The sequence below is a fragment of the Okeanomitos corallinicola TIOX110 genome, assembly GCF_038050375.1.
Taxonomy (GTDB): Bacteria; Cyanobacteriota; Cyanobacteriia; order Cyanobacteriales; family Nostocaceae; genus Okeanomitos; species Okeanomitos corallinicola.
Map to the genome: position 1 here is coordinate 2,858,488 of NZ_CP150886.1, position 26,323 is coordinate 2,884,810.

Consider the following 26,323-nt stretch of genomic DNA (forward strand, 5'->3'; position numbering starts at 1 on the left):
TCTTGTCGTGGAGACAGGTGACAGGTGACAGGTGACAGGTGACAGTTTCAAGAGTTGGATGGGAACTATTTTTCCTTGAAGCAGGAATTAAATGCAAGGTTTTTCAGTTCTCACCTCATCAAAGCTTGCATTTTTTGAAAGTCAAAATCGCTAAAATCGTTTACCTGTAATGTTTTGAGATTTATATGCCTGACGGCACGCTCCGCGAACAGCAAGCCCTAGTTATGAGTCATTGGTTGTTACCATAATGACTATAAAACTAAAAACCTAAGTCGGCTTTGGCTAATTCTGCGGCCGCAAAGACTTCCGCATCTGATTTTTCTTCCCAAACTTGATCGCCAATTTCTGCATAAAATACAGAGTCATAAGGACGTGTACGCACAACTACAGGCATTGGTACAGCATGACCTAAAATTAAAGCTTGCTGCTTAGAGTCTAATTTGGCTAAAACTGAGCGTAGCCCCCCCGCGCCAGAGACACCTGTAAATATGGCATCAATGTCTTTTTCATCGTTAAGCAAGGCTGTAATGCGAGTTCCGATCTGGGACATGACTTCATTATCTATGCCCGATGGCCGCTGATCAACTACCAAAAGTGTTACGAAATACTTCCGCAGTTCTCTGGCGATTGTCCCAAAGATTGTACTTTGTACCACCGCCGGATCTAAAAAGCGATGTGCTTCTTCTATTGTAATCATTAATGGCGTTGGCCGATCAAGAGGATTTTTACTTTGCAGAAATTTATCTGCTTTTCTGACATAATGCTCATGGATACGTCTAGTGATCATGTTTGTCACCAGCATATAAGAGAGCATATTAGATTGAGATCCAAATTCTATAACTACATTTTTCCCTGCTTCTAGGGATTGTACGATTTTTTTAATATAATTTTGGGGGCAAACAGCCCGCATATACTTTAAACTATCTAAACGTAATAACTTACGTTGTAAAGAATTAATAGATCCTGGGTGTCCTGGTTTTTCATCACAAAATATTTTAATATCCTCACCAGTCATATTAAATAGTTGCGGAATCCAAGTTTTACCAAATTCATTACATAAAATACTAGCATTGTCTAAAGCTGCTTCTGAAAAACCAAACTCTCTAGCACATAGCTTAATATCTTCAACTTCTATCTGTTCATAACTAAGATATAACTCCTGTGCATCCCTAACACCTCTACGTTTTGTTGCTTCTGGGTCAAGAGTATATACTTCTACTTTGTTGGGAAATAATTGTTTTAACCCTTTAACGGTGTTAACATTTTTACCTTCTGCTACTGCTTCCCAACCATATTCTGAGTGCATATCAAAAATGAGGTTAACAGCAGCGTTTTTCTTGATCACACCAGCTAAAAGTAAACGGGTGAGGAAAGATTTACCAGTTCCAGATTTACCAAATACGCCATTACTTCTTTCGACAAAACGGTTTAAATCAATACATACAGGTACGTCCATATCTAAGGGTTTGCCGATAGAAAAGTTTTTCCGGTGGGGGTCATCTTCCCAACCAAATACTTTGCGAAAATCATCTTCTTTTGCTTCGTAAACTTGACTAAAGTGACTGGGGATAGTTTTGACTGGTAGTAATTCTATGGTGGTGCTGGTTTGGGGTTGGAAGGATGCTAAACCTGTAGTAGATGGGACAAAGGGATTTAATGATTTACCGTTAGTAGTATAAGATTCTTCAGTTTCGGGGGTAAACATTAACATGGGTGCAAGGTTGATCATGCCATAAGTACCGCTACCGGCGAGAACTTCCCGCAAAAAAGTATCTTCCCAACCGGGGGGGTTAGCGACAATTCGTGCATTTGCAGCACCTAAAGCGACATCGGTAAGCATACAGAAAAAACGCGATCGCATACCTTGGACTACTAAAAATTTCCCGACTCGCATATCTTCGACGGAGATATCCGGGTGTAATCTGACTTCTAAACCGCCGGTTAAAGAACCTTCGATGACTGAACCTAATGGTTGTCCTGGATTCATTTTCAATAGGGAATAGGTGGTTGGTGATTGGTGATTGGTGATTGGTAAACTTGTTACTTTTACTTCTCACCTATCACCTAATTATCTAATCAATTTGAATTGAAGTGGGTGCGCTGTCGTTAGCGGGGGTTTTACCTGTTAAGGGTTTTCTAAATTGTTCGTAGATGCGATCGCGCCAGGTGAAAAATGTTTCATAATCAGGATTATCGGCTAGGATTGGTAATCCTTTACCTTGGAGAGATTCTGGTAAATCTAAATAAGCACCTGTTGGAAACTTTAATAGTATAGATAATCCGGCTACAGTTAAATCAGCTATGGTTGGTTCATCTCCTAAGAGATAGGGACTATCTGATAATAGTTCTGTGAGGATTTCTAAATCTTGTTTTAAACTAGCGATCGCAGAATTGATAACATCAGGAGTAAAACCAACCCCAATACCCAAAACATTTAGAAAATCTTTGGGAACACCTTCTACGACACTTCTAAAAATATCTGGTGTGGAAACAGGTAATAGAGATTTGCGGAAATTTTGATCTTGACTAATTGCTGCAAATAAAGCTTTTCTACCGAGAATACCAATGGTTTCATCAGCCCAATCTTCTAATAATAAAGCCTGAGCGCGTTTTTTGTGATCTGTTGGTATTAAAGGACGATCAGGATATTCTGAGTCCAAATACTTAGCAATTGCTGAGGAATCTACAATATATTTGTGTCCATCTTTTAACACGGGTACTTGTCTTTGGCCAGTCAAACGGAATAATTCTACTTGTCCAATTCCTGGTGTCACCTCAATTTTGCGATACTCTAATCCTTTATAATCTAGACACAGACGGACTTTTTCTGAATATTGGGATAGTTCCCATTGATATAATTCCAACATTTTCTATAATCCTGTTATGTGACTGACTTATCTATTTTACAATTTTATATTTAATTTCCGTAATTTTTCTAGTATTTGTGTTGATCTGTGATTTATTCTTTTAATATTTTCTGTTTTTCTGTTGTGTGGGAGAGTTGCTAATAATTGAACGCAGATGAACGCAGATAAACGCGGATAGGAAGGGATGATTTAGTGAATTTTGCGGTTTTCTCTAGTTTGACAAGTTTGAGATGATCTAAAATAATTCAGTTTTTAGAGATGAATTCTACGAATACTGAGCAATTATTTTTTATTTTTGTTGGCTTTTTTAATCATGCAGATAAGCATTCAATTTTTAACAATTAACTGTTCGGTAAAATCTGATTTCATGTTTTTTTATCTGCGTTAATCTGCGTGCATCTGCGTTTAATTATACTGGTTCATAAACAGCATTCAGTTATTAGTAATTAGCTAAAGACTGAATGCTGGGAGAGTGTATTAACCTGCGTTGAGTTTCTTTTCTAATAACTCGTTGGTTAATTTGGGGTTAGCGCGTTTATTAGTCTGTTTTAATACCTGTCCAACAAAGAAACCTTTGAGGTTTGTTTTACCACCACGGTATTGTTCTAATTGTTTGGGGTTTGCAGCGATAATTTCATCTATAATTGCGGCTAAAGTGGCTTCATCGTTGATTAATTCTTGACCTGCAAAGGCTTTTTCTGGATCTACACCGTTCAGTAAATCTACTAATTTTTCTTTGGCTTGAGCATTACTGATTTTACCAGATTCAATGCGATTAATTACGTCTGCAAGGTTAGTGGGAGTCAGGGAAATCTCGGAAATAGTGAGTTTTTGTTTATTTAAGTAAGCAGCTATATCTTGGGTGATCCAGTTTGCAGCAGCTTTAGGATTTGCACCAGCGGCGATCGCATTTTCAAAGTATTCTGTAACTGAACGGTCTTCTGTCAAAACTCGCGTATCATAAGCAGAAAGTTCTAACTCACTTTCATAACGATGACGTTTTTGTGCGGGTAATTCTGGTAATTCGCTTTTCCAAGTTCCTAACTCGACATCAGTCACTTCGATAGGTGCTAAATCGGGTTCTGGAAAGTAACGATAATCGCTAGAACCTTCCTTCACCCGCATACTGCTGGTACGTTGTGAACCTTCTTCCCAAAGACGGGTTTCTTGAATTATTTTTTCTCCAGCTTCAATGGCCGCGATTTGACGTTCAATTTCGTAGTCTATCGCTTTTTGAATGGCGCTGAAGGAGTTCATGTTTTTGATTTCTACCTTCGTCCCAAATTTCTCTTGTCCCACAGGACGGACGGAAATGTTCACGTCACAACGCAGAGATCCTTCTTGCATATTGCCATCACTGACACCAAGATAGCGCACAATCCGACGCAATTCTTGGGCATATTCGGCTGCTTCTTGTCCGGTACGGAGGTCAGGTTCTGAGACAATTTCCACCAAGGGTACACCAGCGCGGTTATAGTCTACCAGAGAATAGCTAGAACCGGAAAGGCGATCGCTACCTGCGTGTACAAGTTTTCCTGCGTCCTCTTCCATGTGTAAGCGGGTGATACCGATACGTTTACGGGAGGGGTTGCCGGCATCATCCACTAATTCAATCTCTAACCAACCATGTTCGGCTATGGGTAAGTCATATTGAGAAATTTGATAGTTTTTGGGTAAATCAGGATAAAAATACTGTTTACGGTCAAATTTGCTATATCTGGCGATTTGACAATTTAACGCTAAACCTGCTTTGACTGCATATTCTAAAACTTTGGCATTAAGTACGGGTAAGACTCCTGGTAAACCCATACACACCGGGTCAATGTTGGTGTTGGGGTCAGCACCGAACGCGGTGGAACTGTTGGAGAAGATTTTGGTGTTGGTGCTGAGTTGACAGTGGGTTTCTAAACCGATAATTGCTTCGTATGCTGTTTTTACGGGTGTAGCTGTGGTCATATTATCATTTTGATGATTTTACTTTAGGGTACTATTTTAGCTGTTTTGCAGTCTTACTCACTCCATCCTCTTAAATCTCACTCATAAAAGAGAAACTTGAACTAAAAAACTTTGCGTCTTTGCGCGAAACTTATTTCATAATATAATTTAGCAAATCTACATTCCATAAAAATCCTCATCTAAAATTTGCTCAACTGAAAAAGGACATATTAAAGGATATTCATTTTCTGTGGGAATAGTAATTCCAAATTTAGCAAGTTTACCTTCTTTAATAGCTAGTTTACGTCCATCGGGATAAGCTTTTTCTAATGCTTCCGTTAAATAAATTTTCAGAGATGGTGTATCTGTGAGATTATCAATAACTCGTTGACGATGTTCGACAACGGAACTGTACCAACTTGCTTTCATTGTGTCTGGTGCATTATGCTGAACTTTTAATTTGAGTAAGTGAGCTAACAAGATTTTGAGATTACTTTTGAGAGCATTTTTTTCTGATTTTCCCAATTCTATTAACTCCTCAATTAAATGCTCAATATCCAGGGATGAAAATTCATGATTTTGTAATTGTTTAATTGTGGAATCTATCCATAATTGCAAATCTTGATCATATAGTTTGTTAGACATAGTTTTTAACCAGTTGTTTAATAGGTTGTATTTAATATTTTAACTGATGTTTTTTAAAAATTCTCTGAATACAGGGGAGAGATGAAATAATTTTTCATTATTTTCTGATTTGGTTAATAAATATCTTCTGGTTAGTGATTGTAGTCCATTAATTATATCTATTGATGACAGTGATAATGAATTTTTGATTTCATCTCTAGATAGAGGTTGATCATGTTGAGCGATTTTTGATAATATTTGTTTTTCTACATTAGTCAATTTATTCCAAGTTAAATCAAGTTGAGTTTTCATATCTTCTGTGAGAATTAGACAATTTTCTTGGATAAATTCTGAAGTTTCACCTTGAAAGATATCTTTTATTAAGGTGCTTATATACTGTAAATATCTAGGATTACTTTCATATAAGTTGATTAATTCTAACCAAACTTCTTGATTTTGCAATTCTTGATTTTTTAATATTTCTATTACTGCATCACCTAAACCTGATAATTCTAAACAATGACTGGGGTAAAGTTCGTCGTCTAAAGATATCATTTCTTGGCATTTTTCCTGACTAATGATAATTACACAGCTTTGATGTTCAATTTCTGTGATCATTTTTAGGAAGGTTTGATAATTTTGATATTCTGGTTGATATTGTCCTGCGTATTGAGGATGAATAAAGATATTTTCTAAATCATCTAGAATAATTAAACATTTTTTATCTTTAAAAATATCAAATAATTGCTTTAATTTATCATCTATATTTTGTTTAGCTTTTTCTTCACAAACATTCAATAGATCATCAATAAGTAAATTGAGGGATTTGGGAAATTTTAAACTTCTCCAGATAATGACTTCAAATTCATCTAAATGTAGATCAACAAATTTTTTAACTAGGGTAGTTTTACCAATTCCAGATAATCCTAAAACCGAGATTAAAGAAGTTTTTTGATTTGATATCCAATTAGATAAAAATTCTAAGTCTTTTTTTCGTCCATAAAAACCATGAATTTTAGGTGCTAAACTTAAATTATGGTAAGTAGGTTTAGATTGAGTATTTATATCAGTTTCTTGATATTGTTTATTAGGTTGATATGATATTTTTGGATGATAAAAACTATTATTATTGCCATTTATATTATAAACATTTAAAGAATTTGGAGTTGTTTGCAAATTCAGGAGAACTTTTATCACAAAATTTATCACAAAACATAAAACAAAATCCCCGACTCCTTAGAAAAATCAGGGATTTATTAACAACTATTTTTCCTACCATTTCCCTCACGCTAAAGCGGAAGCTTGGGGTTTAGCAAAAATCATTCTGCCGGCTGAAGTTTGTAAAGCACTGGTGACAATTACCCGCAACTCACCACCAACATAACCGCTTCCTTCCTCCACAACTACCATTGTGCCATCATCTAGATAACCAACTCCTTGAGTTGGTTCTTTACCTTCTTTGAGAATTTTTAAATCTAAATTATCACCAGGTAAATAACTAGGACGAACAGCATTTACTAAATCATTGACATTTAAAACCGGTACATTTTGGACACTGGCAACTTTAGATAAATTGTAATCATTAGTTAACAATGTTCCGTTAATTTCTTGGGCAAACTTTACTAATTTTGCATCCACTGTTTGAACATCATCATAGTCAACAGGATTGATCAAAATTCTTTCTGGGTAGATTTCCCGAATACGGTTGAGAATATCTAAACCTCGTCTTCCTCTCACCCGTTTTTGATCTTTACTGGCATCAGCTACTTGTTGCAGTTCTTGTAAAATAAACTGCGGTACAAGAATTAAACCTTCTAAAAATCCAGTTTCTAGTAGTAATTCAATTCTGCCATCTATAATGCAGCTAGTATCTAAAACCTTGGTATTTGCAGGTTTAAGAGTTCCTTCTGCAACTAGAGTTTCTACAGTATTAGGATTAATTAACCGTAATAAACCTCGTCCGTGGGTATCTGCCAAATTCATGCCAGTAACAGCGAGTATAATGCTACCAACAACTGCTACTAGAGGTTTAATAAATCCAAAATCTGCGGGTATGGGTAGTAAAAATAGCGGGGCTAACATTAAATTAGCTAGTAATAGCCCGATTACTAAGCCAATGGCACGAGTTAAAATGACTTCTAGAGGCATTTCTTTGACTTGTGCTTCTAAGCGTCTGTAGGTGGTTTGGAAACTTAAACCAATTGCACCACCAATCAGAGCCGCAAAAACAGCAACTACTAAGCGCAGTGCGTCTAAATTGGTGACACCGTTAAGAGTTCCGTGCGGTAGGAGATCGGTACTAAAGTAACCTATTCCCGATGCTGCCAAAATGAATGAAAGAATGATTATGAAATCAAGCATGATTGTGTTTTTTTCCTAAAACTGTGTTTACCCCGTCAAGTAAGGTATTTTTTATTTCAACGGTGACATTGATTTATAAATTATGTACTTACTCTCAGGGTTTCGGCAGTTAAGACAATATATGCAAACATTATAACCAAAGAGTTTTCCCTGCAAAAATATTCTTATTTTTGTAATTAAAAGATAAAAAGTTGTAAACAATTTACTAATTTTCATTACTTTTTATTTTCCAGTAATTTAATTTAATTCTTCATTCAGCATGAGTCTCAAAGATATGACTGCTCAAGTTCCCACTGCTGCTTATGTACATATTCCCTTTTGTCGGCGACGTTGTTTTTATTGTGATTTTCCGGTGTTTGTGGTGGGCGATCGCTTGCGGGGCGAAGACTCTGGTACAATTCGTCAATACGTTCAAGCCGTCTGTCAAGAAATCAACATCTCACCAAGTTTTAACCAACCTCTCAAAACCATTTTTTTTGGTGGTGGTACACCTTCACTTTTATCTACCGCACAGTTGCAATGTATTTTAACGGCCTTAGAACAGCGTTTTGGCATTGCGGAGGGTGCGGAGATTTCTATGGAAATGGATCCTGGTACGTTCGATTCAGCACATATTGCAGGTTATCGCAGTGCAGGTGTGAACCGGGTCAGTTTAGGTGTGCAAAGCTTTGATGCAGAATTGTTAAAAATTGCTGGGCGATCGCACTCCGTTGATGATATTTTTGCAGCTATTGAACTCATTCACCAAGTGGAGATACCCGAATTTAGCATAGACCTAATTTCCGGGTTGCCACATCAATCTTTAGATCAATGGCAAAATTCCCTTACCAAAGTAGTAGAAATATCCCCCACCCATATCTCCATTTATGATTTAACCATTGAACCAGGTACAGCTTTTGGTCGTTATTACCAACCAGGAAATCAACCCCTACCCACAGATGAAACAACTGTGAAAATGTACCAATTAGGGCAAAATATTTTAACTAATGCAGGTTATGAACATTATGAAATTTCCAACTATGCCAAAAGTAAACACCAATGTCAACATAATTTAGTTTATTGGCACAATCTTAGTTATTACGGGTTTGGTATGGGTGCAGCAAGTTATGTCCAAGGTAAACGTTTTACCCGTCCTCGTAAAACCCAAGAATATTATCAATGGTTAGAAAATGGCGCAATCATTGATTGTGAAATCACACCTTTACAAGAAGAATTATTAGAAACTTTAATGTTGGGTTTACGGTTGTCAGAAGGTTTGAGTTTAGAATATTTATCTAATAAGTTTGGATCTGAAAAAGTTGCCGAAATTAAACAATATTTACAGCGATATTTAGATCAACACTGGGCAGAAATTGTCGGTGATAAATTACGTTTAACTGATCCTCAAGGATTCTTATTTTCTAATGTTGTTTTAGCTGATTTATTTGAAAAAATGGGATGATTAAATTTGAGATCATTGACCTGACTTTCTGGAAATTCTCACTAGCCGTAATTTAGGAGCAAGAAAACAGAGTTTGCACAGCAAACAAAAAATATACGGTTATGCTTCAAAGTCAAGTTTGATCAATATCTATGACAAACAAGTAGTGTTTTTTTACGTCTTTGATAATTTCCCATGTACAAGACATACCCGCAGGAAAAGTTACTAAATCTCCTTTACCCATTCGTACAGATTCTCCACCATCAGGAGTAACAACTACATCCCCCGCTAAAAAATAACAAGTTTCTTGAGAGTCATAAGTCCAAGGAAATTTGGAAACTTCCTTTTCCCAAATTGGCCATTTGTACACACCTAACTGATTCAGGTGTTCTTGATTTGGTTGATGTTCAACTTTGATATTCATGCAATCTGGAAGACAAGTGTACCTAGCAGTAGGATTGAATATCCTCTCCACATTCATCTACTAAATAACACAATGCACGAAAACGCAAGCCCACAAATTGTTCATATAGTGGATTTAACTTGCACATTGGGGGGATATGGGCAATTTTGCGCCCAAAAATCAATATATCACGTTCAAAAGGACACTGTGCAGGAATCAGTTTAGCGATCAATTTAGCTAGTTGATAATTGTTAATGGCGATTTCATCTAACCATTGACGTATAGGTTGCAGCAAATCGTATTTGTGATTGGTTTGATCAATTTCTTTGATTTGGTTGATCAAATTGGGAAAAATAATAGATTGATTGTTGGTGGTGATCATATTTGTAAATCCTATTTTCTTCTGAGTGGTGAAATTTTGCCAGTTTGACTTGTGATCATACATTTGATGATTTAAACAAATCTGCGTTTAGTTCCTAATTCTAGGTAAGACAATTGCAACAGGAATATCTCACAAAGAATCAGTAGGAAATTTCTTTAACTACTTGCTATTTAAACTGACGGTATGTTGAATAACTGTCCCGTTAAATACAAAATAACAAAGAAATTATAAAAATGGTATTACCTTAACTTATTAATTACTAATCTCGAATATTGTGATTTCATATATACAACCAAAATATTGAGTTGATAAACTGCTCAGTGTTTGGCCTTGTAGCTGAGAAGTTCAAATTACAGGCAAACATTTGCTATGGCGAAGATTGAAAAATTTTCAAAATCCGCTACGCCAAGATGTTAGGGTATTTTAGCTTTAAAAAAAGTTATATAAGATACATAAGTTTGCCTAAATATTATCTAAGCATTAGTTATAAATACTTTGATAAGAACAAACTAACTCTTCTGTAAAATTAGGTTATGAGAAAAAAAATTTGATATAATAGATAGAATTCATAAAAAAATAATCAGGATTAAAAATATAACTGATAAAATTTACGCAAATTTTCAGTAATATCTAATAATTTTTATCTAGACACTTTCAGTAGAGGCAGAATATCCCTGATTGAAGTGTCTGGAAGTGTCTATATGATTAATTAAGTTGAATTAGCTTTGCAAAATATACTTGGATAGTTCAATAAATCCTTCACCTTCCGAAGCTGTGGTTATATATCTGGGTTGATATTTTAACTGACTCAGATAATTCTGGACATTAGCTACACCTATAGAAATAGGAAAATGAAGACTGTCAAATAAAGTTTCATCATTAGGACTGTCTCCCACGGTAGCAATTTGATCTAATGAATAATGCGGAAAATACTCGCGTAACACTTTTAATAACCCTACAGATTTATCCTGTCCTTGGGGTTTAATGTGACACTGAACATTGCTATACGTAAATCCCCAACCTTCGTGTTGACAAAAATCACTTAAATACTGTATTTGTTCTAATGTCAAATCAAAAATATCAAAAGTCCAATCGGTGATACGAAATGGATTATCCGCAGATTCCTGGAGGTGGGGAAATTGATGTTGTAGCTTGGCAAAAGTCGCAGCTAATTGCTGACGATGACTAATCACATCAGGAATTGCTGTTAAAGCTGTTGATTTTGAATGATAGGATGAATAAAATAAACCGCCATTTTCTGCTAATGCACCTGCCACTGGCATTAGGCTGTTTATACCACTAACCCAACCGGCTGAACGTCCAGTAACTATCAGTACCTGAACTCCAGCTGCTACTAAATTTTCTAAGGCTTCTAACAGTGCTGAAGTGAATTTTCCTGCTTGAGTCAATGTCCCATCCATATCAGTGGCTAAAAGGCGAATATTTTGTAAATCACTAGAATTACTGATGTGTTTAGGCATATAAAAACTTAATAAAGTGCTGTAATGTTAAAAAATATTAACAATATAGTAAAGTAATACCAAATATTTGGGCATTCTAAACATTACCAGTAAAATATTTTAATTTGCTAACCATGCTTAGTACAATATTTCTAGCCCAGTCTTCAGGTGCTATAGCTCAAAAGTCTACCCAAAAAGTACAGACAACTGAGTCTTCTACACCACCTATATTCATGTTCGCCAGTGGGGGACTGCTTTTAGGATTAATGGCGGTCATTGTTTATGGGAAGATTTTAGTTCATAAATACGAAAAGAAAGTCAAGTTTGAGAAATTCCGCACGCGAGAACTAGAAAAAAAGCTGAAACTAGCTTTGGAAACTATTCGCAAAATGGAAACTAACCCTGATTTAGTTCACTCGCGGGACTTTAATCTTGATTATTTGCGGATGAGGATGTCAGAGGAGGTGTTTCACTTTGGCATTGTTAATCAAATTAAACTCAAGATTAAAGATAAAATTACTACGGCTCTGCGTCCTGGCCAGTCTCAGCAGGGACAAGTTGGGGTTGCTAGTAGTACCGGTAGACAAGTAGATGAAACTTTTGATGTTGAGCATGAGACTGGTGTTCCTCCCAACACTGTAAAGAGAGTGTTGTTTAGGATTCAAATTAGATTGATGAAGTTACCAACCCAAGCAACTTCCACTACTATCAGCCAAATTATGGACTGTATAGAAACTTATCTGAGTCCTAGAAATGAGGATGATTCATGGCAACCGACAATTCAAGGTCGCATCGTTTATATGCACTGGGATCAAAAGGCTAAACCTACCCCTTTACTGGTGCTGGAACAGTCAAATGAGGGTGTTAACGTCACTTTTCGGACGACTCGTCAACCAAGTGCTACTATGCCTTCAAACACAGCCAATAGAAAGGCTAAGGCTTAACGGAATAGTGGCAAAATTATGTCTCATTGATAATTGATAATCACAACATGGGTAAAATTTACTGACAAGTTTAAAGCAAATAGGTCTGAGTTGAAATTTAAAATCACTTACTAAAAGACAATGGTGAATAATTTGATCGTGGTTAGTGGTGATCAGAAACAGGGAAATTTACTTTGTTGTTGGCAGGTAAGTTTTTAGCATCACGAGTTAAAAGTCCATCTTCCATTTCGACAATGCGATCAGCTATGTCCAAAATACGATTATCGTGAGTCACAAGTAAAATCGCTGTTCCTTGTTCTTTAGCCAGGCGCTGCATAATTTCTACTACATCGCGTCCTGATTGTTTATCCAAGGCGGCTGTAGGTTCATCAGCTAAAACTAATGGGGGCTGATTGACTAAAGCGCGAGCGATCGCTATCCTTTGTTTTTGTCCACCAGATAAATTGTCTGGGTAATAGTTAACTCTTTCTGTTAACCCCACTGCACCTAACATAGCTTCTGATTTTTTAATAGCTTGAGATTGGGAAATTCTTTGATTTAATTCCACTGCCATTTGGACATTTTGTCTAGCGGTTAAAAAGCCAAGTAAATTGTGAGCCTGAAATATATAACCTATGTTACGCCGACTTTGTACAAGTTTACTTTGACTAGCAGCAAATAGTTCTTTGCCTAACAATTTGAGACTTCCTTCTTGTACAGAACGTAAACCACCAATTAAACTCAATAATGTGGTTTTACCTGAACCTGATGGTCCAGTCATAATGACAATTTCCCCTGCATATACTTCTAGGTTGATGTTAAATAATATTTGTTTTCTCAGCGCACCTTTACCATAGTAATGGTTAATATTTCTAATGGTAATTACAGGTTCTTTCATGTTCATAATCAGAAATAGGTAATAGGGAATTTTTTGCGTTTAGAAAATATCAGCAGGATCAGCAGAGCTTAGTTTTCTCATAGCGATCGCTCCAGAAATAAAACACATTAAAATAGTTAAAACTAGCACCATAATAGCGCGATAAGAACTCATGAAAACTGGTAATAAAGTCGCATCTCTAGCTACCTGATACATAAAGAGAGCAGAAGCAAATCCGGGAATATATCCTAAAACTGCTAACATAAATGCTTCTTGTAAAATCACCATTAATAAATAGTTTTGTGTATATCCTATGGCTTTGAGGGTAGCATATTCAGATAAATGATCTGTAACTTCTGTATAAAGAATTTGATAAACAATTACAGTTCCGACAATAAAACCCATAATTGTTCCTAAAGTGAAAATAAAGCCGATAGCGGTACTAGTAGCCCAATAATTTCTTTCAAAGTCAATAAATTCTTGTTTAGTGAAAATATTAACATCTGTTGGTAAATAATTCCGTAAATATGCAGCTACTTGGTCTCGATCTGCCCCTGGTTTTAATCGAATTAAACCAATATCAATTAATCCCTTGCGGCGGTTAGGAAATATTCTTAAAAAGTTAATATCACTGGTAACTAAATTTCCATCTGCACCAAAGGAAGCTCCTAAAGTGAATAATCCAACTACTTGAATTCTTCTTCCTCTTACCTCGGCTCTGACAGGTTTTCCCTGATTAAAATCGCTGGCAATTGGACCATATTCTACTCTGGAAGAACTGTCAAATAAGACAACATTGGGAATTTTAAGTTTATCTAAATTTTTCTCTACTCCAGGTAAATCAAAAACATTAAATTCTGGATTTATGCCAAAGGTGAGGATACTTCGAGGACGGCCTGTAATGGGGTTTTTCCAACTTGTGTAGTCTAAATAGATAGGATGTACAGATTCTACTACTGATAAATCTAAAGCCTTGTATAACCTGACTTGAGAAAAAGGTTTCATGGCTAAAACAGCATTAGATTGATTATTAATTACAACTATGTCTCCTTTTAAACTGGTGTGCATTCTGACATTACTGTAGTAGAGTGCATCTCGGAAACCTAGCTGCATAAACATCAAAATATCAGCAAAGGCAATACCTGATAAAGCTACAGCTAGGCGAATTTTTTCTCTTGTTAGTTGTAGCCAAGATAGAGGTATTTTCTGAGTCATATCAAACTGTTAAAAATAGGGGATGGATAATAATTTTGATGGCGCAGCTTGGTCTTAAACAGAATGTTTCCCTGTGCTAAGATTACTTTTTATTGCTAATATCATCCGTGTTGATTTCCACAAGGACTTTAGCATTAGTTAAACCAGAAACTTTTTGACTATCCTGTACAGAAAGGGCAATTTTAACTTCTACTACTCTGGCATCAATATCTGCGGCGGGGTCGGTATTTAAGACATCTTTCTTACCGATTTTTCTGCCAATTTCGGTAATATTTCCTGTAAATGAACCACTAAATGCACCGTTATCACTGGTGATAGTAGCACTTTGACCAAGACGAATTCTGCCAATACTATCTTCAGGAATTTCTGCAACTACAAACATTTGATCTGTTTGCCCAATTTCGGCGATACCATTGGGACTCATCACCTCGCCTGATTTGGTGTAAACTTTTAAGATTTCTCCAGGGGTTGGTGCTTTGACATAACTTAATTGCAGTTCTGCTTGGACTTTTCTGACAAAGGCGATCGCATTGGTAACTTGAGCTTGGGCAATTTGAATATCGCTGGGACGAACATCTAATAATCTGCTTAATCTTGCCCTTTCTTCATCAATTTGTCTTTGTAAGGTCGCTACTGTTTTATCACGGGTAGCAGTGGCTTCAATTAGTTGCTGTTGCAAGGTAGCTATGGTTTGAATTTGAGTTGCTCTAGCTTCAGCAATTTGTTGTTGTAATGTTCCTAGTGCCTGTCTTAAACTAGCTTGAGTTTCCCGCACTTGCTGATTAGCTGTGGCTGCACGCAAACGCCTTTTATCTCTTTCTTGCTGAGAAATAGCCCCTTCTCGGTATAAAAACTCATAACGTCCGGCATCAACTTGAGCGTCACGCTGTTCGGCTCTGATCTTGTCAATTGTCGCTCTTAAACCATCTCTTTGTCCACTAAGTTCTGCTTCTAAGCGTCTAATGGTAGCTGTTTGGGCAACTTTTTCACCGCTTAACTCAGCCGCAATACGGCCAATAGTCGCCTGTTGAGCTTCCTGTTCTCCTACCAACTGTGCTTGCAAACGAGATATGACAGCTTGTTGAGCTTGAATATCCCTGGGGGAAACAGCTTTGATACGCATTAAATTAGCACGAGATTCTTGTAGTCTAGCTTTTGCTTCCTCTACTGCGGCCATATTACTATCGCGGCTATCGAGAATGGCTATCACTTGACCTTGTTGTACTCGTTGTCCTTCTTTAACCAAAAGTTGCTGCACTCGTGAACCTGCGGATAGTCCTGAGTTGGGGGCAGCAATTCTAATTACTTCTCCCCGTGGTTCTAATCTACCTATAGCATTGGTGGTACTGGGAACGGGTGCGACAGATACGGAAGAAGTTAGTTTTTTAAGTTGTTCAATTTTAGCAGTAGCTAGAAAACCAGCAGCGATCGCCACAGGTAAGGCCACAGCAACTTTTAACCAAACTTTAGATTTTTCTAGTGCCTCTTCTGTTAAGTTTGGCTTTTCAGTTACCTTCGACATGGTATCTTGCCCTTTTATCTAGTTTGTGAATTGTGAAAGTAAAAAAGCAAATTAGCCTCGATTGATTTGGGAAAATATCAGTTGTCATGCCACAAAAAATTTAGAGAATTCATACTTTTGAATTCACCCATTTCAGCACCTAGATCCTCGTCTTGCTATTTATCTATTTGCTCCTGATCGGAAATGGAGATATATCTAGAAAAACAAATCTCTAAATTCATATATCAACTTCCTTTTAATTACACTTAATATTTAAATACTGAATTTATTTCCTGCCTGAGCCAACTTTGTTTACTTGGCGATCATGGCAATCAGTATTAAGTGAAAGTTTATGGAAATTGATATTATCCGATTTTTTCTCCTGAATAGCAGTTCGTATTCATATGTATTTTGATTATTTTTGATTTTTTCTCAATTAAAATTAGTTATTGGCATCTAATTTAACAACAAATTGCTTGATTTCCCTACTGAAAGATTTTAATATTTTACTTATTCACCTAATAGTTTTAGACTCCATTGAATTTCAGTTAAATGAATTCTACATTCATAGCTAATGGGAAAACGTAACTGAGTTTACAGATAAGAGGAATAGAATTTGATTTGTGTTCAATGGATGATAAATTATGATTTGATTTAGTAAAAGCCAAAATTGATACCGATGTAAGCTGAATATCAGTTAGTGTGCAAACAATTTGCAGAATAGTTTCCGAAAAATTTGCTAAAAATCTTCATGAATAGAAGTTTTTTGATGACAAACTATCTGATTAAGTGTTTACACTCATGCAAATTTACCTACTCATCTGGTAGAGAATTTAAAGAGTGAATGGTAAAAATAAATGTTAGCTAGAGTTTGGAGTGCATCTATTGTTGGTATTGATGCTGTCAAAGTTGGTGTCGAAGTTGATGTTTCCGGTGGTTTACCAGGAATTGTGATTTTAGGTTTACCAGATTCGGCAATTCAAGAATCTAAAGAACGGGTAAAAGCAACACTAAAAAATACAGGTTTTGGCTTTCCGATGCGGAAGATTGTTATTAACTTAACACCCGCAGATTTAAGGAAAGAAGGCCCTGCTTTTGACTTACCAATTAGTGTGGGCATTTTAGCCGCTTCTGAACAGGTAAAAGCTGATTTATTGGGAGATTTTCTATTTTTAGGTGAACTTTCCTTAGATGGTAGTTTACGTCCAGTTTCAGGGGTTTTACCTATTGCAGCAACAGCCCAAAAAATGGGAATTTCTGGCTTAGTTGTTCCCGCTGACAATGCTCAAGAAGCTGCGGTTGTAGCAGGATTAGCTGTTTATAGTTGTAACAATATTACTGATGTCGTAGCTTTATTAAATAATCCTGGAAATTATCAACCTGTAAAATTAAAAGCAATAGGAGAAAATTTCACAGCAACATCTTTAAATTTAGCAGATTTACAAGATGTTAAAGGACAATCTCATGCACGTAGAGCTTTAGAAATCGCTGCTGCGGGAGGACATAATTTAATATTTGTCGGACCTCCAGGTAGTGGTAAAACGATGTTAGCAAGACGTTTACCAGGAATTTTACCACCATTAGAATTTTCAGAATCTTTAGAAGTAACACGTATTCATTCCGTAGCTGGGTTATTAAAAAATCGCGGTTCATTAGTACGCGATCGCCCTTTTCGCAGTCCTCACCATTCTGCATCAGGGCCTTCTTTAGTTGGTGGTGGTAGTTTTCCCCGTCCTGGAGAAATTTCCTTATCCCATCGCGGTATACTTTTTTTAGATGAATTAACGGAATTTAAAAGAGATGTTTTAGAATTTTTAAGACAACCTTTAGAAGATGGTTATGTTACCATTTCTCGTACTCGGCAATCTGTTGTTTTTCCTGCACAATTTACATTGGTAGCTAGTACAAATCCCTGTCCTTGTGGTTACTATGGTGATACAATTCAAGAATGTACTTGTTCACCGAGACAGCGTGAGCAATATTGGGCAAAATTATCAGGGCCTTTAATGGATAGAATTGATTTACAAGTAGCAGTAAATCGTCTTAAACCAGAAGAAATTACCCAAACTATCACAACAGGAGAACCATCAAAATCTGTCCGGGAAAGAGTGCAAAAAGCGCGAAATATTGCTACAAATCGGTTTCAATCAGAAATAAATCTCCGTTGTAATGCTCAAATGCAAAGTCGTCATTTACAAACATGGTGTAAATTAGATGATGCCAGTAAAAATTTATTAGAAGCAGCAATTAGAAAATTAGGGTTATCTGCAAGAGCGAGCGATCGCATTCTCAAAGTAGCGCGTACAATTGCAGATTTAGCAGGGGAAGAAAATCTCAAACCCCAATATGTTGCAGAAGCAATTCAATATCGCACAATTGATAGAATGCAATAATTATAATTCGGTAAGCATTCAGCTAAAACCCAATTTTAAACTGATTTTAGGGGTTTAAAATTGGGTAGACTTAATTACTGGGTAAAGGAATATCTCGATTAGATGTTATAAATGATATTATATATAGTATAAAGTTTTTTGAGAACGAGAACTACTTACAAATAGAAAATTGTGATCTTATGACTAAAGTAGAATTTACTCTTCCCATTGATACCATCACAGACTCTATCAGACAAGAAGCGGAAAATAAAGCTAAAGAAGCTTATATTATGACACTTCTTAAACATGGAGAAATTAGCAGTGGTAAAGCTAGTGAATTATTAGGAATATCTCGATTAGATGTTATAGATTTAATGTCTAAATATGAAATATCTGTATTTGACGATAGTATGAGTTTAGAGGAATTTCAAGCAGAAATAAATCAGGCGAAAATGAAGTTGCAAGCCAACAATTTATGATTATTGTTTCCGATACAACCCCATTAAGTGAACTTTCTAAAGTTGGTAAATTAGATTTACTTCATGCTGTATTTGGAAAAGTAATAATTCCTCAACAAGTCTATGAAGAATTAACCACAGGTAATCATCCCGCCGTTTTAGCTGTAAAATCAGCTTCATGGCTAGAAATTCGTTCTATCAGTAATATCCAACTTATTGAAAAATTACAATTAGAAACAGATTTAGATTTAGGAGAATGTTCTGCAATTATTTTGGCAGAAGAATTAAAAGCAGATCAACTGTTAATTGATGAAAAAGCTGGTAGAAAAGTTGCTATTAGTAGAGGTTTGACAATTATTGGTTTAGTTGGAGTAATTATTTTAGCGAAAGATCAAGGGTTGATTGATAATGTCAAAGATATTTTAGATGATTTAATCAGTAAAGGAACAAGAATCAGCCCCAAAATTTATAATTATGCTCGAATTACAGCAAGAGAAATTTAAAATACACTAAATTGATTTTTTGGCGTTCGTGTACTTCGCTTCTTCGTGGTTCATTTAATCAAAAATCTTCCATCACAACAGAAATAGTGTAAAATTAAATAACAAAACAACACACCAAACATGGCCACAAAAATCCCCGTTACCGTCATCACAGGCTTCTTAGGAAGCGGTAAAACCAGCCTCATCCGTCACCTATTACAAAACAACGAAGGACGACGCATAGCAGTATTAGTTAACGAATTTGGCGAACTAGGAATAGATGGAGAACTCTTAAAATCCTGTCAAATTTGCCCAGAAGATGAAATAGAAGAAAATCAAGAAAATAATATATTTGAACTTGCCAACGGTTGTTTATGCTGCACCGTCCAAGAAGAATTTTATCCCACAATGCGGGAATTAATAAAACGCCGAGATAGTATAGATTATATTATTATTGAAACCTCCGGTTTAGCATTACCAAAACCCTTAGTTAAAGCTTTTCGCTGGCAAGAAATCCGCAACGCAGCTACAGTAGATGCAGTGATTACAGTGGTAGATTGTGCTGCGGTTGCTGCGGGGACATTTGCTAGTGATTTAGAAGCTATAGCAGCACAAAGACAAGAAGATGATAGTCTAGAACATGAAACACCATTGCAAGAATTATTTGAAGATCAACTTGCTTGTGCAGACTTAGTAATTTTGAATAAAACCGATTTAATTGATGATCAACAAAAATCAAAAGTAGTAGAATTAGTCAAACATGAATTACCTAGAGAAGTGAAAATAGTCTCTAGTGATTATGGTAAACTTGACCCATCTGTACTACTAGGATTTGCCGCCGCAGTTGAAGATAATTTAGATGATCGTCCTAGTCATCATGACACAGAAGAAGAACATGATCACGATGATGAAATAGACTCAACTCATGTAATTTTAGACCGGACTTTTGACCCAGACAAGCTGCAAGCAACATTAAAGAAACTTGCAGAACAACAAGAAATTTACAGAATAAAAGGATTTGTTGCTGTTGCAAATAAACCCATGCGGTTAGTTATGCAAGGTGTAGGGACAAGATTTGATAAATTTTATGATCGTCCTTGGAAACCAGAGGAAGAAAAACAAACCCGTTTAGTTTTTATCGGTCGTGATTTACAATCATCAGAGATAGAATCTCAACTTGTTGCTTTGTAATTATGAATATCACCGATTTATTCAATATTGCCAATTTGTTTGTTTTACCATTTTGGGCGTTAATGATTTTGTTACCTAACTGGAAAGTCACCCGCAAGGTAATGGAATCATTTCTTCCGTTTGTGGTTTTGGCTGGTGCTTATGTTTATTTATTTGTCATTAGCATTACCCCAGAAAACGCCGCTGCTTTATCAAATCCGCAATTAGCAGATATTGCCAGATTTTTTGGTGATGAAACCGCTGCTGCTACAGGTTGGATTCACTTTTTAGTGATGGATTTATTTGTGGGTAGATGGATATATTGGGAAGGTCAAAAAACCGGAATTTGGACAATTCACTCTTTAACTTTGTGTTTGTTTGCAGGGCCAATGGGTGTACTTTCTCATATTTTCACAACTTGGATTTTTAAAGCATTTTCTAAAAATTCTGAAGCTGTAACAGTCGAAGAAAAAGCAGCCGTTAATTAGATACGGGTAGGGGTTTAGCACTGCTAAACCCTAATTACTAAATTAAGCAACTTTCAAACTGCGGTAATTAGCATCTAACCAACAACGTGGTAATCTTTCTCCAGAAGGGAAAACTAAACTTTCCTTTTGATAGATATCTATTTCTTGTTCTTCTTCACCTTCTTGATCTTGAGCATGGATAATATCACTATTTGGGTCTATTAACTCTTTCACATCAATGATTTTTACTAAAACGCCACTATTTTTGAGTTGTAGAAACATAGATAGAATCCCCCTTAATTATTTATAATTTTAGATTAGTAATCAGATAAATGGTTATTAGATCATGAGGGTTTAGCATTGCTAAACCCCTACCTACCGAATTATGAATTATTACATTCAAACTAATTCATTAAGTAAATCCTATTTTGAATTTCTAACTCCCGACATCTACAAAAAGTTATATTTATCGTTATATTTCTCGCTGATATTTCTCTAAAATATCAATCAAATTTACTTGACATTGTAGGGGTAATAAATCACTTAGTGGCAATTCTTTTCTACCTCCAGCGATTTTAACTGGGATAGATGCTAATATTTCCAAAACTTGGTTTTCATTAACGTTTTTTTCAGTAATTAATGGATATAATTTTTCAGCAACTAAACGGCTTATTTTAGCATCTGATAAGTGAAGATGCCATTTGGCAACATCTATATAAACATTTTCGCCGATGTCTGCTGCTAGGGCTTCTAGTAATTCTGTGGTATTAGTTTGAGTCATAAAAAATAACCTGATGATACAACAAATGCAATAATTTTTAGCCTTTTTCAGCTTGCTTCACATTATGACGCATCTAGCTAGAGTATAGCTACCACCATCAGTTACAAATACCCTAGCATCAGTGGTAAGTCTTTAGGTTGATGTGGGTGGAGTTTCTGAATAATTAGCGATCGCACTAATATAAATCAGATGCAGTAATATTACCCCTACCCAACCTAGTGTTAATGGTGTCAACCATTCCCAAGTTGTAGATTTCAAGATGTGGAAAAACCACAACCCAGAATTAACAGTAGCAGCAACGGCTACATGAAAAGCAAAATTCATCCGATCATCTAACTTCCGAAATTCTGGATCTTTGCGATCTGGTTTACGTGGCCAACGAGGAGGCATAAATAATTAATCTTTTTCAATTTGTTACGTATATTAACACATATTACTGATGTTAATATTTTCGGCGGTAATTGAACTAGATGTTAATTTTATACCTTTTGGCTTTCTGGCATCAAAATTTTTTCATCTTTTTGATAGAGGAAGTCCATAAATCTACTTGTAAAGATGTAAAAAACTATAAGGGCTAAATAAAAATGACTAAAGCTAATCCTGTTTCAGTACAAAAACACTTAAAAGGTGTTAGCTATCCTGCGAATAAAGAAGAATTAATTAAACACGCTCGCAAGCACGGAGCAGATCAGGAAGTTCTTTCACTATTAGAAAGATTGCCAGAAAATCAACAATTTGGCAATCCAGCGGAGCTAAACAAGGCTATGGGTAAGATTAGGTGATGGATTCTGGATTCAGTTGATTTTAAAATCTCCAGATTTCCCACCAGTCTTACTCACTAAACAAATTGATTCAATTTGCATCGTCTTTTCTAAAGCTTTAGCCATATCATATAACGTCAAAGCTGCTACAGAAACCGCCGTTAAAGCTTCCATTTCCACACCTGTTTCCGCTTTCGTTTTTACCGTGGCATAAATTTGATAACCAGGGAGTTCAGCATCTGGGGTGATATCAACAGTAATTTTCTGTAAAGGTAAGGGATGACAAAGGGGAATTAAATTAGCAGTTTGTTTAGCAGCCATAATTCCCGCTAACCTGGCAGTGCCTAAAACATCCCCTTTAGGTGCATTTCCCGCTTCAATAGCGGCTAAAGTTGCCGGGAGCATCCTCACTCTACCAGTGGCTACAGCTTCCCGTACAGTGGGGATTTTTCCTGATACATCAACCATTTGTGCCTCTCCCTGGGAGTCGAGATGAGTCAGTTGAGAAGAATGTGAGGAATTTGAGAAAAACTCTTGCGTCATTGGGGAAGTGTGTGTTATTATGAAATTCGTTGGTTAAGGGTGTGTAGCTCAGTGGACTAGAGCACGTGGCTACGGACCACGGTGTCGGGGGTTCGAATCCCTCCTCGCCCGTTAGATAATAATAATGAATAATTGCACAAATTCTACAACTGAGTTTGTGCAATTATTTTTATGTATTATCTTTTTAAAGCATAGACATCTTCCCCAAGGCCAAAAGCAAAGCGGAAAGATTTAGAGATATTTTGGCTGGAAAGAGTGGCAAAAATCAGAATAGCCAAAAGAGTTAAACCAGTGGTAAAACCGAACATTCCCCGATAACCTATTTGTTGAGCGATTGCCCCAAATACAGGCCCAGCTATCACTAAACCAATATCAAATCCTGTTAAAGATACTCCAAATATTCTTCCCCGTTCGTGGGGTAAGGCTCTATCTGTCATCATGGTGGAAATCATGGGAATAGCAGTACCAGAACCAGCACCTTCTATCACTGCTGCAATTAAGAACATGATTACACTGTTTGCTTGCCAAATCATGATCATGGAAACGGTGTAAGCAACTAAACTAAAGGTGACAAATAAACCCCTTCCATATCTATCAGAAGCTTTACCAGCAAACAACCTCATACTAAAGCTGGAGATAGCAGCAGCTGTAAAAAATAAACCAGCGTTTAAATCTACTCCTGTGGATTTAATATACAAAGCAATAAAGGTATGTACAGCACCTAACGCTAAACCAATGATTAGTAAAACAACAGCCGGAATAAATACACGAGGACTAATTAATGTGCGTAAAAATCCATCCTGAGCATTTTTGGGTGGTTGTTCCAGGATAGGTGGGTTAACTACAGGTAACAGACACAAGACACCCAAACTAGCTAACAAAGAAGAGTTAAGAAATAAGGCTGTATTACCTACAGATGCTTGTAAATATCCACCTAAAGCAGGTCCGATGGCTACACCGATGGGGTTAACTAGACTCATGTAACCAATGATTTCACCGCGACGGTGTTCTGGTGCTAAGTCTGCAACTAAGGACATAAAACCAGTCCCAAAAGCAGCAATACTGATACCATGAAAGGCACGAATTACCATTATTAGTGGTAATGATTTTACTAACAAATAACCAAAGGGAGCGATCGCAGATGCTATCATCCCAATTAGTAAAACAATCTTTCTACCTTTACGATCTGCTAAAATTCCCAATTGGGGACGAAATATCAACATCCCAATCGCAAAGCTACCCATCACAATACCTATTTGTTGTTTTGTCGCCCCAATGGACTCAATATATAAAGGTAAAGTCGGTAATAACGAAGCTAAACTCGACCAAAATAATAAACCTGCTGCAAATAATGTCAGCAAGTTTCGCCTTAACTCAGGTTCAAAATTATTAAAACTTTTCACAGTAGGTGTAATTGTAATGTTAAGTAGTTTTTTCTTCTATTGTTACGTTACTTAACATTTTGTGCCACCACCTCCCGCACTCGATATATTGGCCTACCTTGGGATTCATGGTAAGTACGCATTAACAATTCTGCCAAAAGACCGAAGCAAAATAGTTGTACACCTGTAACCAGTAATAACACTGCTAAGATCAATAAAGGACGATTACCAATATCTGCTTGAAAAGCGAATTTCAGAAAAGTTAGGTAAATTCCTATTCCTCCCCCAGACACCATTGAGAATAAACCTAATAACCCAAAAACGTGCATAGGACGAGTGAGGAACTTTTTCATAAATAGAATAGTTAGCAAATCCATTAACACTCGGAAAGTTCGGGAAATACCATATTTGCTTTTTCCAAACCGTCGCGCATGATGACGGACAGGTAATTCTGTAATTCTTGCCCCTTCGATATAAGCTAAAGCAGGTAAAAAACGGTGTAACTCTCCGTAAAGGTGCATATCTGCCACCAATTCAGCACGATAGGCTTTGAGAGAACAACCATAGTCGTGAATATAGACGCTAGTAGTACGACGAATTAACCAATTAGCGATTTTAGAAGGAAGTAGCCGATTTACTGCCCCATCTTGCCGATTTTTACGCCAACCGCTGACTAAATCATAACCTTCATTTAGCTTTGCTAATAACATGGGGATATCAGCCGGATCATTTTGTAAATCTGCGTCTAATGTGACAATAGCTTTACCTGTAGCATAATTAAAACCAGCAGACATAGCCGCAGTTTGTCCATAGTTGCGTCGTAAAATGACAGCTTTTAAATCAGTCCGCAATTGTGCTTGTTCCTTGAGAAATTCCGGTGAACCATCTGTAGAACCATCATCAATACAAATAATTTCATAACTTAACTCACTAGCAATGAGAGTATGAGAAATAGCTTCTAACAGTAAAGGTAAGCTTTCTAACTCATCTTTGATAGGTACAACTATGGATACATCTAGTATTGGGTAATGGGTGATGGGTAATGGGTGATTGGTGATTGGTATTTGGTATTTGGTCATTGCTAATTAGTTGTATCTGATGAATGATTTTACACGGTTTGGGAATTGACATAGAGCCATAGTATATTTGTGAAAATAAAGTATTATTGCTGATTGCTAATGTAGCTGTTTATCACTCTCCCAGCACCGCGTAATTGTTGATAGTATGACTGACTAACTTGACCACCTTGTTCCGAAAGTTGATCAATACCAATTCCGTTTCTGCCTATTTCTTTTCCTGAACTGTGAATATAACAACCTTCGCCTAAATATAAACCCACATGAGTAGCTTTTTGAGGAGTACCAAAAAAGATTAAATCCCCTGGTTGTATTTCATTAATATCAATAGTTTGAACAAAAGCTTCTTGTTGATAAGCATCTCTTGGTAGCCACACACCAACAGATTTAAAAGCTGCTTGCATTAAGCCAGAACAATCATAATTAGGTGCTACAGTCCCCCCCCAAAGATAATAATTAGTCTGCATTTTTGCAGCTTGAGTAAAGGCGATAATTTCGGGAATACGCTGTTGAATTTCTGAAGCGGAGACTACTTGAGGTTGATATGTTATTGTTGCTGGTTGGAGAAATTGTATATCTTGAATAGATAGCCAACCGGGATAATTATCTTCACATAAACAAACCGTGATAGATGTATTTTGATGAGTTGATGTGATGCGTAAATGTCTATCTGTTGCAGCTTGGGTTGCTAAACGGATACATTCAGAAGCATCATATATATTTAGATTGGTCGTACAGTAATATTCTTGGGTTAAGGAAGGTGAAATTAGAGTTTTTATAGACATTTGATTTTACAAATGAGAATTGCTGTAAATTTATCTAACTGGATTAAAATTTATCATTTTCTGGGTTTAAATCCTAAC

Annotated in this window: 27 protein-coding genes and 1 tRNA gene; 9 read left to right on the top strand and 19 right to left on the bottom strand. The window is 36.4% G+C overall.

Annotated features, from left to right (window positions below; translation table 11 throughout):
* Nucleotides 1-259 precede the first annotated feature (259 nt).
* The 6 genes from WJM97_RS12365 to WJM97_RS12390 all read right to left on the bottom strand — a co-directional run bounded on the left by WJM97_RS12365 (nt 260) and on the right by WJM97_RS12390 (nt 7,787).
* A complete protein-coding gene (locus WJM97_RS12365; protein ID WP_353929108.1) occupies nt 260-1,987 on the bottom strand; it encodes an ATP-binding protein in 1,728 nt (575 codons plus the stop codon).
* Nucleotides 1,988-2,072: 85 nt separating this feature from the next.
* A complete protein-coding gene (locus WJM97_RS12370) occupies nt 2,073-2,867 on the bottom strand; it encodes a glutathione S-transferase family protein (RefSeq protein ID WP_353929109.1) in 795 nt (264 codons plus the stop codon).
* A 477-nt stretch (nt 2,868-3,344) separates the two neighbouring features.
* Nucleotides 3,345-4,823 carry an Asp-tRNA(Asn)/Glu-tRNA(Gln) amidotransferase subunit GatB gene (gene gatB, locus WJM97_RS12375; protein ID WP_353929110.1) on the bottom strand — a complete coding sequence of 493 codons (1,479 nt, stop codon included), beginning with the start codon at nt 4,821-4,823 and terminating at the stop codon, nt 3,345-3,347.
* Nucleotides 4,824-4,979: 156 nt separating this feature from the next.
* Complete coding sequence (locus WJM97_RS12380) at nt 4,980-5,447, bottom strand: DUF29 domain-containing protein (protein WP_353929111.1); 468 nt, start codon at nt 5,445-5,447, stop codon at nt 4,980-4,982.
* Nucleotides 5,448-5,486: 39 nt separating this feature from the next.
* Nucleotides 5,487-6,623, bottom strand: coding sequence for an NB-ARC domain-containing protein (locus WJM97_RS12385; RefSeq protein WP_353929112.1), 1,137 nt, complete (start codon nt 6,621-6,623; stop codon nt 5,487-5,489).
* Nucleotides 6,624-6,710: 87 nt separating this feature from the next.
* Nucleotides 6,711-7,787 carry a PIN/TRAM domain-containing protein gene (locus WJM97_RS12390; protein WP_353929113.1) on the bottom strand — a complete coding sequence of 359 codons (1,077 nt, stop codon included), beginning with the start codon at nt 7,785-7,787 and terminating at the stop codon, nt 6,711-6,713.
* A 259-nt stretch (nt 7,788-8,046) separates the two neighbouring features.
* Here WJM97_RS12390 and hemW point away from each other — a divergent pair, with 259 nt between their 5' ends.
* Nucleotides 8,047-9,228, top strand: a complete 1,182-nt coding sequence (hemW, locus tag WJM97_RS12395; RefSeq protein WP_353929114.1) for a radical SAM family heme chaperone HemW — start codon at nt 8,047-8,049, stop codon at nt 9,226-9,228.
* 112 nt (nt 9,229-9,340) lie between these two features.
* Here the strand turns inward: hemW and WJM97_RS12400 are convergent, their stop codons facing one another.
* The 3 genes from WJM97_RS12400 to WJM97_RS12410 form a co-directional block, all read right to left on the bottom strand.
* Entirely contained in the window at nt 9,341-9,631 is a 291-nt protein-coding gene (locus tag WJM97_RS12400; RefSeq protein WP_353929115.1) for a cupin domain-containing protein, read from the bottom strand.
* Nucleotides 9,632-9,653: 22 nt separating this feature from the next.
* Nucleotides 9,654-9,992, bottom strand: coding sequence for a Mo-dependent nitrogenase C-terminal domain-containing protein (locus WJM97_RS12405; protein WP_353929116.1), 339 nt, complete (start codon nt 9,990-9,992; stop codon nt 9,654-9,656).
* A 719-nt stretch (nt 9,993-10,711) separates the two neighbouring features.
* Nucleotides 10,712-11,473 carry an HAD family hydrolase gene (locus WJM97_RS12410; protein WP_353929117.1) on the bottom strand — a complete coding sequence of 254 codons (762 nt, stop codon included), beginning with the start codon at nt 11,471-11,473 and terminating at the stop codon, nt 10,712-10,714.
* Between the two features lie 113 nt (nt 11,474-11,586).
* Between WJM97_RS12410 and WJM97_RS12415 the strand changes: the two genes are divergently transcribed.
* Complete coding sequence (locus WJM97_RS12415; RefSeq protein WP_353929118.1) at nt 11,587-12,396, top strand: hypothetical protein; 810 nt, start codon at nt 11,587-11,589, stop codon at nt 12,394-12,396.
* Nucleotides 12,397-12,538: 142 nt separating this feature from the next.
* On the opposite strand, the gene WJM97_RS12420 is transcribed toward WJM97_RS12415, so the two are convergent.
* From WJM97_RS12420 to WJM97_RS12430, 3 genes are all read right to left on the bottom strand, one after another.
* A complete protein-coding gene (locus WJM97_RS12420) occupies nt 12,539-13,279 on the bottom strand; it encodes a DevA family ABC transporter ATP-binding protein (protein ID WP_353929119.1) in 741 nt (246 codons plus the stop codon).
* 33 nt (nt 13,280-13,312) lie between these two features.
* Nucleotides 13,313-14,467, bottom strand: coding sequence for an ABC transporter permease DevC (devC, locus tag WJM97_RS12425; protein WP_353929120.1), 1,155 nt, complete (start codon nt 14,465-14,467; stop codon nt 13,313-13,315).
* 82 nt (nt 14,468-14,549) lie between these two features.
* On the bottom strand, nt 14,550-15,989 hold the full coding sequence (locus WJM97_RS12430; protein ID WP_353929121.1) for an HlyD family efflux transporter periplasmic adaptor subunit: 1,440 nt from the start codon (nt 15,987-15,989) through the stop codon (nt 14,550-14,552).
* Nucleotides 15,990-16,825: 836 nt separating this feature from the next.
* Between WJM97_RS12430 and WJM97_RS12435 the strand changes: the two genes are divergently transcribed.
* The 5 genes from WJM97_RS12435 to WJM97_RS12455 all read left to right on the top strand — a co-directional run bounded on the left by WJM97_RS12435 (nt 16,826) and on the right by WJM97_RS12455 (nt 20,938).
* Complete coding sequence (locus WJM97_RS12435) at nt 16,826-18,361, top strand: YifB family Mg chelatase-like AAA ATPase (protein ID WP_353929122.1); 1,536 nt, start codon at nt 16,826-16,828, stop codon at nt 18,359-18,361.
* Between the two features lie 179 nt (nt 18,362-18,540).
* Nucleotides 18,541-18,819, top strand: a complete 279-nt coding sequence (locus WJM97_RS12440) for a UPF0175 family protein (protein ID WP_353929123.1) — start codon at nt 18,541-18,543, stop codon at nt 18,817-18,819.
* Nucleotides 18,816-19,301 (top strand): DUF3368 domain-containing protein, encoded by a 486-nt coding sequence (locus WJM97_RS12445; RefSeq protein WP_353929124.1) that lies wholly within the window; start codon nt 18,816-18,818, stop codon nt 19,299-19,301. Before WJM97_RS12440 ends, WJM97_RS12445 begins: the two co-directional genes overlap by 4 nt.
* Before the next feature lie 120 nt (nt 19,302-19,421).
* Complete coding sequence (gene cobW / locus WJM97_RS12450) at nt 19,422-20,471, top strand: cobalamin biosynthesis protein CobW (protein WP_353929125.1); 1,050 nt, start codon at nt 19,422-19,424, stop codon at nt 20,469-20,471.
* 2 nt (nt 20,472-20,473) lie between these two features.
* Nucleotides 20,474-20,938 (top strand): ABA4-like family protein, encoded by a 465-nt coding sequence (locus tag WJM97_RS12455; protein WP_353929126.1) that lies wholly within the window; start codon nt 20,474-20,476, stop codon nt 20,936-20,938.
* Nucleotides 20,939-20,980: 42 nt separating this feature from the next.
* Here WJM97_RS12455 and WJM97_RS12460 read toward each other — a convergent pair whose 3' ends face one another.
* The 3 genes from WJM97_RS12460 to WJM97_RS12470 all read right to left on the bottom strand — a co-directional run bounded on the left by WJM97_RS12460 (nt 20,981) and on the right by WJM97_RS12470 (nt 22,088).
* The gene (locus tag WJM97_RS12460) at nt 20,981-21,199 is read right to left on the bottom strand and encodes an acetyltransferase (protein ID WP_353929127.1); all 219 of its coding nucleotides are present in this window, start codon (nt 21,197-21,199) and stop codon (nt 20,981-20,983) included.
* Nucleotides 21,200-21,389: 190 nt separating this feature from the next.
* The gene (locus WJM97_RS12465; protein ID WP_353929128.1) at nt 21,390-21,698 is read right to left on the bottom strand and encodes a DUF3181 family protein; all 309 of its coding nucleotides are present in this window, start codon (nt 21,696-21,698) and stop codon (nt 21,390-21,392) included.
* A gap of 132 nt (nt 21,699-21,830) precedes the next feature.
* Nucleotides 21,831-22,088, bottom strand: coding sequence for a hypothetical protein (locus WJM97_RS12470; RefSeq protein ID WP_353929129.1), 258 nt, complete (start codon nt 22,086-22,088; stop codon nt 21,831-21,833).
* 194 nt (nt 22,089-22,282) lie between these two features.
* Here WJM97_RS12470 and WJM97_RS12475 point away from each other — a divergent pair, with 194 nt between their 5' ends.
* Complete coding sequence (locus WJM97_RS12475; protein ID WP_353929130.1) at nt 22,283-22,480, top strand: DUF2795 domain-containing protein; 198 nt, start codon at nt 22,283-22,285, stop codon at nt 22,478-22,480.
* A 12-nt stretch (nt 22,481-22,492) separates the two neighbouring features.
* Here WJM97_RS12475 and moaC read toward each other — a convergent pair whose 3' ends face one another.
* Nucleotides 22,493-23,002: a cyclic pyranopterin monophosphate synthase MoaC gene (gene moaC / locus WJM97_RS12480; protein WP_353929131.1), complete on the bottom strand. Its 510-nt coding sequence runs from the start codon at nt 23,000-23,002 to the stop codon at nt 22,493-22,495.
* 37 nt (nt 23,003-23,039) lie between these two features.
* Between moaC and WJM97_RS12485 the strand changes: the two genes are divergently transcribed.
* A tRNA-Arg gene (locus WJM97_RS12485) sits at nt 23,040-23,113 on the top strand.
* 65 nt (nt 23,114-23,178) lie between these two features.
* Here the strand turns inward: WJM97_RS12485 and WJM97_RS12490 are convergent.
* The 3 genes from WJM97_RS12490 to WJM97_RS12500 form a co-directional block, all read right to left on the bottom strand.
* The gene (locus WJM97_RS12490; RefSeq protein ID WP_353929132.1) at nt 23,179-24,405 is read right to left on the bottom strand and encodes an MFS transporter; all 1,227 of its coding nucleotides are present in this window, start codon (nt 24,403-24,405) and stop codon (nt 23,179-23,181) included.
* 47 nt (nt 24,406-24,452) lie between these two features.
* The gene (locus tag WJM97_RS12495; RefSeq protein WP_353929133.1) at nt 24,453-25,463 is read right to left on the bottom strand and encodes a glycosyltransferase family 2 protein; all 1,011 of its coding nucleotides are present in this window, start codon (nt 25,461-25,463) and stop codon (nt 24,453-24,455) included.
* A gap of 83 nt (nt 25,464-25,546) precedes the next feature.
* Nucleotides 25,547-26,245, bottom strand: coding sequence for a C40 family peptidase (locus WJM97_RS12500; protein WP_353929134.1), 699 nt, complete (start codon nt 26,243-26,245; stop codon nt 25,547-25,549).
* Nucleotides 26,246-26,323 lie beyond the last annotated feature (78 nt).

Coding starts and splice junctions, on each gene's coding strand:
- WJM97_RS12465 (WP_353929128.1), bottom strand. CDS start 21,698: ATGACTCAAACTAATACCACAGAATTACTAGAAGCCCTAGCAGCAGAC.
- WJM97_RS12440 (WP_353929123.1), top strand. CDS start 18,541: ATGACTAAAGTAGAATTTACTCTTCCCATTGATACCATCACAGACTCT.
- WJM97_RS12365 (WP_353929108.1), bottom strand. CDS start 1,987: ATGAATCCAGGACAACCATTAGGTTCAGTCATCGAAGGTTCTTTAACC.
- WJM97_RS12435 (WP_353929122.1), top strand. CDS start 16,826: ATGTTAGCTAGAGTTTGGAGTGCATCTATTGTTGGTATTGATGCTGTC.
- cobW (WP_353929125.1), top strand. CDS start 19,422: ATGGCCACAAAAATCCCCGTTACCGTCATCACAGGCTTCTTAGGAAGC.
- gatB (WP_353929110.1), bottom strand. CDS start 4,823: ATGACCACAGCTACACCCGTAAAAACAGCATACGAAGCAATTATCGGT.
- WJM97_RS12460 (WP_353929127.1), bottom strand. CDS start 21,199: ATGTTTCTACAACTCAAAAATAGTGGCGTTTTAGTAAAAATCATTGAT.
- WJM97_RS12390 (WP_353929113.1), bottom strand. CDS start 7,787: ATGCTTGATTTCATAATCATTCTTTCATTCATTTTGGCAGCATCGGGA.
- WJM97_RS12455 (WP_353929126.1), top strand. CDS start 20,474: ATGAATATCACCGATTTATTCAATATTGCCAATTTGTTTGTTTTACCA.
- WJM97_RS12445 (WP_353929124.1), top strand. CDS start 18,816: ATGATTATTGTTTCCGATACAACCCCATTAAGTGAACTTTCTAAAGTT.
- devC (WP_353929120.1), bottom strand. CDS start 14,467: ATGACTCAGAAAATACCTCTATCTTGGCTACAACTAACAAGAGAAAAA.
- WJM97_RS12430 (WP_353929121.1), bottom strand. CDS start 15,989: ATGTCGAAGGTAACTGAAAAGCCAAACTTAACAGAAGAGGCACTAGAA.
- WJM97_RS12405 (WP_353929116.1), bottom strand. CDS start 9,992: ATGATCACCACCAACAATCAATCTATTATTTTTCCCAATTTGATCAAC.
- hemW (WP_353929114.1), top strand. CDS start 8,047: ATGAGTCTCAAAGATATGACTGCTCAAGTTCCCACTGCTGCTTATGTA.
- moaC (WP_353929131.1), bottom strand. CDS start 23,002: ATGACGCAAGAGTTTTTCTCAAATTCCTCACATTCTTCTCAACTGACT.
- WJM97_RS12470 (WP_353929129.1), bottom strand. CDS start 22,088: ATGCCTCCTCGTTGGCCACGTAAACCAGATCGCAAAGATCCAGAATTT.
- WJM97_RS12380 (WP_353929111.1), bottom strand. CDS start 5,447: ATGTCTAACAAACTATATGATCAAGATTTGCAATTATGGATAGATTCC.
- WJM97_RS12370 (WP_353929109.1), bottom strand. CDS start 2,867: ATGTTGGAATTATATCAATGGGAACTATCCCAATATTCAGAAAAAGTC.
- WJM97_RS12495 (WP_353929133.1), bottom strand. CDS start 25,463: ATGACCAAATACCAAATACCAATCACCAATCACCCATTACCCATCACC.
- WJM97_RS12410 (WP_353929117.1), bottom strand. CDS start 11,473: ATGCCTAAACACATCAGTAATTCTAGTGATTTACAAAATATTCGCCTT.
- WJM97_RS12400 (WP_353929115.1), bottom strand. CDS start 9,631: ATGAATATCAAAGTTGAACATCAACCAAATCAAGAACACCTGAATCAG.
- WJM97_RS12420 (WP_353929119.1), bottom strand. CDS start 13,279: ATGAACATGAAAGAACCTGTAATTACCATTAGAAATATTAACCATTAC.
- WJM97_RS12500 (WP_353929134.1), bottom strand. CDS start 26,245: ATGTCTATAAAAACTCTAATTTCACCTTCCTTAACCCAAGAATATTAC.
- WJM97_RS12415 (WP_353929118.1), top strand. CDS start 11,587: ATGCTTAGTACAATATTTCTAGCCCAGTCTTCAGGTGCTATAGCTCAA.
- WJM97_RS12475 (WP_353929130.1), top strand. CDS start 22,283: ATGACTAAAGCTAATCCTGTTTCAGTACAAAAACACTTAAAAGGTGTT.